Here is a 6327-nt window from a genome sequence, read left to right as displayed (position 1 = left end):
CCGCCAGTTTGCACTGGCGGTTTTTATCGTGATGAACCTTATAAATTTTAGCCGTTGGTGCCGTCTTTGGCAGGGGTAGGGGCGCCAGCACCTTCACCCGGATCGCGCAGCACATAGCCGCGGCCCCAGACGGTTTCGATGTAATTGTCGCCGCCCGTCGCCTCGGCCAGCTTCTTGCGCAGCTTGCAGATGAACACGTCGATGATCTTCAATTCCGGCTCATCCATGCCACCATAGAGATGGTTCAGGAACATCTCCTTGGTCAGCGTGGTGCCCTTGCGCAGCGAGAGCAGCTCCAGCATCTGATATTCCTTGCCGGTCAGATGGATGGTCTTGCCCTCCACATCCACGGTCTTGGCATCGAGATTGACGCAAAGCCGCCCCGTGCGGATCACCGATTGCGCATGGCCCTTGGAACGACGGATGATCGCATGGATGCGCGCGACCAGCTCTTCGCGGTGAAAGGGCTTGGTCATGTAATCATCGGCACCGAAGCCAAAGCCCTTCAGCTTGTTCTCGGTATCATCCGCCCCGGACAGGATCAGGATCGGCGTATCGATTCGCGCCAGGCGCAACTGCCGCAGCACCTCATGCCCGCTCATGTCAGGCAGGTTGAGATCCAGCAAGATCAGGTCGTAATCATACAGCTTCGCGAGATCAATGCCATCCTCCCCCAGATCCGTACAGTAGACGTTCAGGTTGGCATGGGTCAGCATCAACTCGATGCTGCGTGAGGTTGTGGGATCATCCTCCACCAGCAGAATGCGCATCTCAGATCTCCGCTACAGCGCCAAATACGTTAACAATACTGGGGGTCAATGGTTAACTACAGGTTACTGTGGCAGAGCCAGCGGCAAAAACAATCTAAAGTTGTCGATATTTTTGAATCGCTGTCACTTTCAGCGCCTTTTCTCCGTGTTTCTCCACTGCACCGCGCCAAAGCGCAAATTCCTCCTCGGACAAGGCGTAGCGCTCCAGCGCCTCGGATTCCGGTATCAGCCCGTAAATCACGGCTTTCACCACAATAGCCTTGCGTGAGGCCACCCAGCGGGTGGTATCCGGCGGTGGCAGATCGGCGCGCGAAAGCACCGATCCATCCGGCAAAGTGACCTGTCGTGGCCCATCGACACGTTTGAGATACATAGGTGTCCCCTTCTGCATGCCAGCAGTCTCGTCAAACTGCCTTAATCCTTGGTGAAGCGGCGTCTTGAGAGTACGCAGCATTTTCCTATATTCCTGAGCAATTGACGCGAAGCGCGCCGCCACTCCCGGAACCCTGATATGCTGGACCAGCCGTTGAACTCGCTGGGGCTTGCCAAGCCCCCGTCCGAAACCCGCGTTGTCGTCGCCATGTCGGGCGGCGTCGACAGTTCGGTCGTGGCGGCGGTGCTGAAGGATGAGGGCTATGACGTGGTGGGGGTCACGCTTCAGCTTTACGACCACGGCGCGGCGCTGGCGAAAAAGGGCGCCTGCTGTGCCGGGCGCGACATCCATGATGCGCGCCGCGTGGCCGAGGCGATGGGGTTCCCGCATTATGTGCTGGATTACGAAAACACCTTCCGCGAGGCGGTGATCGAGGAATTCGCCGATGCCTATCTGGCGGGGGCGACCCCGGTGCCCTGCATCCGCTGCAATGAGCGGGTGAAGTTCAAGGATTTATTGGCCACTGCCAAGGACTTGGACGCCGATTGCATGGCGACCGGCCACTACATCCAGCGCAAGCAAGGCCCGGCCAAGGCCGAGCTGCATTGCGCGGCGGATGCGGCGCGGGATCAAAGCTATTTCCTGTTTTCAACCACGCAGGAGCAGCTGGATTACCTGCGCTTCCCGCTGGGGCATCTGGCCTCCAAGGCCGAGACGCGGGCGCTGGCGGCACAATACGGCCTGCCGGTGGCCGACAAGCCCGACAGTCAGGACATTTGCTTTGTTCCAGACGGTAACTATGCGTCCGTCATCGAAAAATTGCGTCCGGGTGCCGCCGAGCCGGGGGAAATTGTCGATCTGGAGGGGCGGGTTCTGGGCGTGCATCGCGGGGTGCTGCACTACACGATCGGCCAGCGCAAAGGCCTCGGGATCGGTGGTCTGGGCGAGCCGCTTTATGTGGTGCGGCTGGACCCGGAGGCGCGGCGCGTGGTCGTCGGCCCGAAAGAGGCGCTGTCGACGCGGATGGTTCCCTTGAGGGAAATCAACTGGTTGGGTGATGTGGGCTTTGACAGCCAGCCGGAATGGCATGTGAATGTGAAGGTCCGCTCCACCCGCCCGCCGCGCCCGGCGGTGATCCGGCCGATTTCGGCCACCGAAGCGGTGGTTGAATTGCTGAACCCGGAGGACGGGGTAAGCGCGGGTCAGGCCTGCGTTTTCTACGCGCCCGAGGGCGGCCGCATCTTGGGCGGCGGCTGGATCTGGCGGGGGCGCTGACCGCTAAGGGCGCGATTTTTCTGCGAAAAATCGGGGTCTTGCCGGGTCAGATCGCGCCCAGAACCGAACGGGCGGCGCGCAGGCCGGGCGGCTCGCCGCCTTGGCCGAGACGTTGCATGGTGAGGGCCATGGCCTCCAGCTGGGCCTGACGGCGGGGGCTGTCTTGCAACAGGTCGAGCAGCGCCGGGGCGACGGTCTCGGCGCGGCAGTCGGGGCCGAGGAATTCCGGCACGGCGCGGGTGTCGGAGACGAGGTTCACCAGCGTCACCGTGTCGATCAGGGCGGCGCGTTTCATCAGCCAGAAGCTGATCGGATGCAGCTTGTAGGCAATGACCATCGGGCAAAAATTCGAGGCCAGCTCGAGACTTACGGTGCCCGACGCGGCCAGCGCCACATCGGCGGCGGCGAAGGCCGCGCGCTTGCGGGCGGGGTCGGTGATGATCTCGGGGCGGATGGGCCAGGAGGCGGTGAGGGTGGCCACCAGATCGGCGACGCCGCGGACGGTGGGGAGGGCCACGCGGGCCTGCGGGTGGGCGGCTTTCACCTGCGCCAGCACCTGCCCCAGCACCGGCGCCAAGCGGCTGACCTCGCCGCGCCGCGACCCGGGCAGCGCGAGGATCAGCGGGCCATCCCCTTGGAATTGCTCGATTTCCTGCGGCGTGGCAAGGGGTTCGGAGACCACCGGATGCCCCACGAAATCGCAGGTCATGCCGGCGGCGGTCATATAGGGGGGCTCGAACGGCAGGAGCGCCAGAACGTGATCCACCACCCTGGCCATCTTGGCGGCGCGGCCGGGGCGCCAGGCCCAGACCGAGGGGGCGACATAGTGGATCACCTTGATTTCAGGGCGTTTTTCCTTGACCAGCCGCGCCACGCGCAGGCAGAAATCCGGGCTGTCGATGGTGACCAAGGCCCGCGCGCCCGAGGCCAGCACGGCCTCGGCGGTTTCGCGGATGCGCGCCAAGAGCTTGAAATACTTGGGCAAAACCTCGGCGATGCCCATGACGGACAGCTCTTCCATCGGGAACAGGCTGCCCATCCCCTCGGCCTGCATCAAGGGGCCTGCGATGCCTTCAAACCGGATGCCGGGGGAGAGGGTTTTCAGCCCGGCCATGAGGGCGGCGCCGAGGCGGTCGCCGGAAGGCTCGCCCGCCACGAGGAAGATTTTCACGGCTGCGCCCAAAGGAAAAGCCCAAGTTTTTCAGCCTGTTGCAGCACGTTCTTCATGTCCAGCACGATGACATCCGAGGCCGGAAAGGCGATGCCGGAGAGACCGGCGGCATGGGCGCGGGTGAGGGTTTCAAGCCCGATGGTGGGCAGGTCGATGCGGCGGTCCTGCCCCGGCTTGGCGGATTTGTAGAACACGCCGCGCGCGCCTGCGGGATTGGGCCTCCGCGCAGTTTTTGCCACGAAATCAAGCATTTGGTCCGTGCCGGGCAGGGTTTCCACCGCAAGGCACAGGCCCTGCGCCACCACCGCGCCTTGCCCCACATCCACCGCGCCAAGCGCGGCGACGATGGCGGCGGCGCGGGCGGCATCGGCCTGATCTGCCTCGGAAACGGTAACGGCAGATACAGTTTCCCCCCCCTCCGACCCCGAAAGGGTAACGCCATATACACCCGGAGCCAAAAACAGGTCCGGCGCCACATCCGGCACGCCGACGACCTCGAATCCGGCCTGTTCAAAGATGTCGATCACGGCGCGCAGCGTGGCATCATCGCCGCCCTGCATGGCGGCCAGCAGGCGCGGCACCATCTGGGCGGTGCCCATGTCAAAGAGCGAGGGATCAAGCCGCGGGCGGCTGACCGCGCCGGCAAAGATGACGCGCTCCACGCCGCGATCCGACAGCGCGCGCAGGAAAGGCACGAGGCGTTCGACGCGGAACACCAGATCGGGCACCAGCGCCTCGGGGGCGAATCCCTCCAGCGCGCAGACCAGAGGTGAGTCGAGCTGGGCCGCGACGGCGGCGGGCAGGTGCCCTGCCCCGGCGATGATAGCAATTTGACTCATTTTGGCGTCAGAAAGCTGCGGTCGGTGGCGGCGAGGATGAAATCGGTCATCTCGCGCACATGCCGCGAATCGGTTTCATCGGCCAGACGGCGGGCCCGGTCGAGGAAAGAGCCCTCGCCCTGGGCCAGCATCTGATAGGCGGCGCGCAAGGCGGTGATCTCCGACCGCTCCACCCCGCGCCGTTTGAGGCCGACAAGGTTCAGCCCGTCCAGCACGCCGCGCGGCCCCTGCACGAGCCCATAAGGCACCACGTCATTGGTCACCATGGTGACCGCGCCGATGATGGCGCCCCGCCCGACACGCACCCATTGATGCACGCCAGAGAGGCCGCCGACGATCACGTCATCGCCAATATGGCAGTGACCGGCAATGGCCGCCTGATTCGCCAGAATCACCCGGTCGCCCAGAACCGCATCATGGCCGACATGGGCGCCGGTCATCATCAGCACGTCATCGCCGATCTGGGTTAACCCGCCGCCGCCCTCGGTGCCGGTGTTCAGCGTGGCGCCCTCGCGGATCTTGCAGCGCTTGCCGACCTTGAGCCGGGTGCGCTCGCCCCGGAACTTGAGGTCTTGCGGCACTTCGCCGACGACCGCGCCGGGGAAGATGACAGTGTCATCGCCCACTTCGGTCCAGCCGGTGACGATGCCATGCGGCTTGACCACGACGCCCGCGCCCAAGGCGACCTCGGGGCCGATGACGGCGAAGGGGCCGATCTCGCAGCCGGGGCCGATCTGGGCGCCGGGCTCGATCACGGCCATGGGGTGAATGCGGGTCTCCATGCGGATCAGGCCTTCGGCACGTCGAACATGGCGGTGAATGTGGCCTCGCAGGCCAGCTCGCCATCAACCATGGCGCGGCCCTCGAATTTCCAGACCTTGCCGCCGCCGCGCAGCGCTTTCACATGCAGCTCCAGCACGTCACCGGGGCCGACCTTGCGGCGGAATTTCACGCCATCGACGCCCATGAAGAAGACCTTGGCGTTCTTGTCGACCAGATCCATCGAGAGGCCGACCAGAATGCCGGAGGTCTGGGCCATGGCCTCGATGATGAGGACGCCGGGGAAGACCGGCATTTCGGGAAAATGGCCGGTGAATTGCGGCTCGTTCATGGTGACGCATTTGATGCCGACGCAGGATTCGTTCACCACGATGTCGCGCACCTTGTCCACCAGCAGGAAGGGGTAGCGATGCGGCAGGATGCGCTGGATCAGGGCGATGTCGGCGGTGAGGGCTTCGGTCATCTTGGTCTCCGGTCGGGGCCGCAGCGGCTGCGGCGTCAGGATCGTGGAATTTCAGGGTGCCGGAACGGCAGGGGTGGTGTCAGGGTTTGGGCGGCAGGGCCGTGCCATCGCCCAGCACCGCGTCGATGCGGGCAATGGCGCTGGCGGTCAGATCGGCGCCGTCGCGCAGCATGACCACCGTGCTGCGATCCAGCAGGACCGTCGCGCCGGTTTCGCGCATCAGCGCCTCCAGCACCGGGCGGGCGGCATCGGCGAAGGTCTGGCGGCCCAGATCGGCCTCGCGGGCAAGATCGCGCACCTTGGCCTCCTGCGCGGCGCGAATGCCCTTCACCTTGGCATCGAAGGCCGAGGCAAGGGCGGCAAATTCCTGCGGCGCCATGCTGGCGCGGCGGGCGGTCAGATCGCGCTCTTCGGCCTCCAGCGCGGCATCGAGGCGCTGATTCTCGGCCTGAAGCACGCGGCGGGCGGCCTCGTCCCGCGCCAGCAGGGCCTTGCCGAAGGCGCTGCCGGAAAACAGCTGATCCTGCGACAGGACGGCGACGCCGGAGGGCGGCGAAGCGGCGGTCGGAAGCGGCTGGGCCAGCGCCCCTGCCCCGCTGCCCGCGAGGAAGAGCGCCGCCAGCGCAAGAGAACGGAGCCGCGCCGCGCCCGGCATG

Annotated in this window: 8 protein-coding genes; 1 reads left to right on the top strand and 7 read right to left on the bottom strand. The window is 65.3% G+C overall.

Annotated elements, in window-relative coordinates:
* Positions 1-47: 47 nt before the first annotated feature.
* Both ctrA and JNN06_RS14025 read right to left on the bottom strand, forming a co-directional pair.
* Positions 48-770 carry a response regulator transcription factor CtrA gene (ctrA, locus tag JNN06_RS14030; protein ID WP_291240216.1) on the bottom strand — a complete coding sequence of 241 codons (723 nt, stop codon included), beginning with the start codon at positions 768-770 and terminating at the stop codon, positions 48-50.
* A 94-nt stretch (positions 771-864) separates the two neighbouring features.
* Positions 865-1143, bottom strand: a complete 279-nt coding sequence (locus JNN06_RS14025; protein ID WP_291240219.1) for a DUF1153 domain-containing protein — start codon at positions 1141-1143, stop codon at positions 865-867.
* Between the two features lie 138 nt (positions 1144-1281).
* Between JNN06_RS14025 and mnmA the strand changes: the two genes are divergently transcribed.
* Positions 1282-2418: a tRNA 2-thiouridine(34) synthase MnmA gene (gene mnmA, locus JNN06_RS14020; RefSeq protein ID WP_291240215.1), complete on the top strand. Its 1137-nt coding sequence runs from the start codon at positions 1282-1284 to the stop codon at positions 2416-2418.
* Between the two features lie 46 nt (positions 2419-2464).
* Here mnmA and lpxB read toward each other — a convergent pair whose 3' ends face one another.
* The 5 genes from lpxB to JNN06_RS13995 form a co-directional block, all read right to left on the bottom strand.
* A complete protein-coding gene (gene lpxB / locus JNN06_RS14015; protein WP_291240214.1) occupies positions 2465-3589 on the bottom strand; it encodes a lipid-A-disaccharide synthase in 1125 nt (374 codons plus the stop codon).
* A complete protein-coding gene (gene lpxI / locus JNN06_RS14010) occupies positions 3586-4428 on the bottom strand; it encodes a UDP-2,3-diacylglucosamine diphosphatase LpxI (RefSeq protein WP_291240213.1) in 843 nt (280 codons plus the stop codon). The genes lpxB and lpxI overlap by 4 nt, the downstream gene beginning before the upstream one ends.
* A complete protein-coding gene (gene lpxA / locus JNN06_RS14005; RefSeq protein ID WP_291240212.1) occupies positions 4425-5210 on the bottom strand; it encodes an acyl-ACP--UDP-N-acetylglucosamine O-acyltransferase in 786 nt (261 codons plus the stop codon). The genes lpxI and lpxA overlap by 4 nt, the downstream gene beginning before the upstream one ends.
* A 5-nt stretch (positions 5211-5215) precedes the next feature.
* A complete protein-coding gene (fabZ, locus tag JNN06_RS14000; protein WP_291240211.1) occupies positions 5216-5671 on the bottom strand; it encodes a 3-hydroxyacyl-ACP dehydratase FabZ in 456 nt (151 codons plus the stop codon).
* A 79-nt stretch (positions 5672-5750) separates the two neighbouring features.
* The gene (locus JNN06_RS13995; protein ID WP_291240210.1) at positions 5751-6326 is read right to left on the bottom strand and encodes an OmpH family outer membrane protein; all 576 of its coding nucleotides are present in this window, start codon (positions 6324-6326) and stop codon (positions 5751-5753) included.
* Position 6327: the final 1 nt, after the last annotated feature.

It is taken from the genome of Gemmobacter sp. (assembly GCF_016792925.1).
Taxonomy (GTDB): domain Bacteria; phylum Pseudomonadota; class Alphaproteobacteria; order Rhodobacterales; family Rhodobacteraceae; genus Gemmobacter.
Note: the sequence above shows the minus strand (reverse complement) of the source record. Positions and strands in the feature narration are given on the sequence as shown.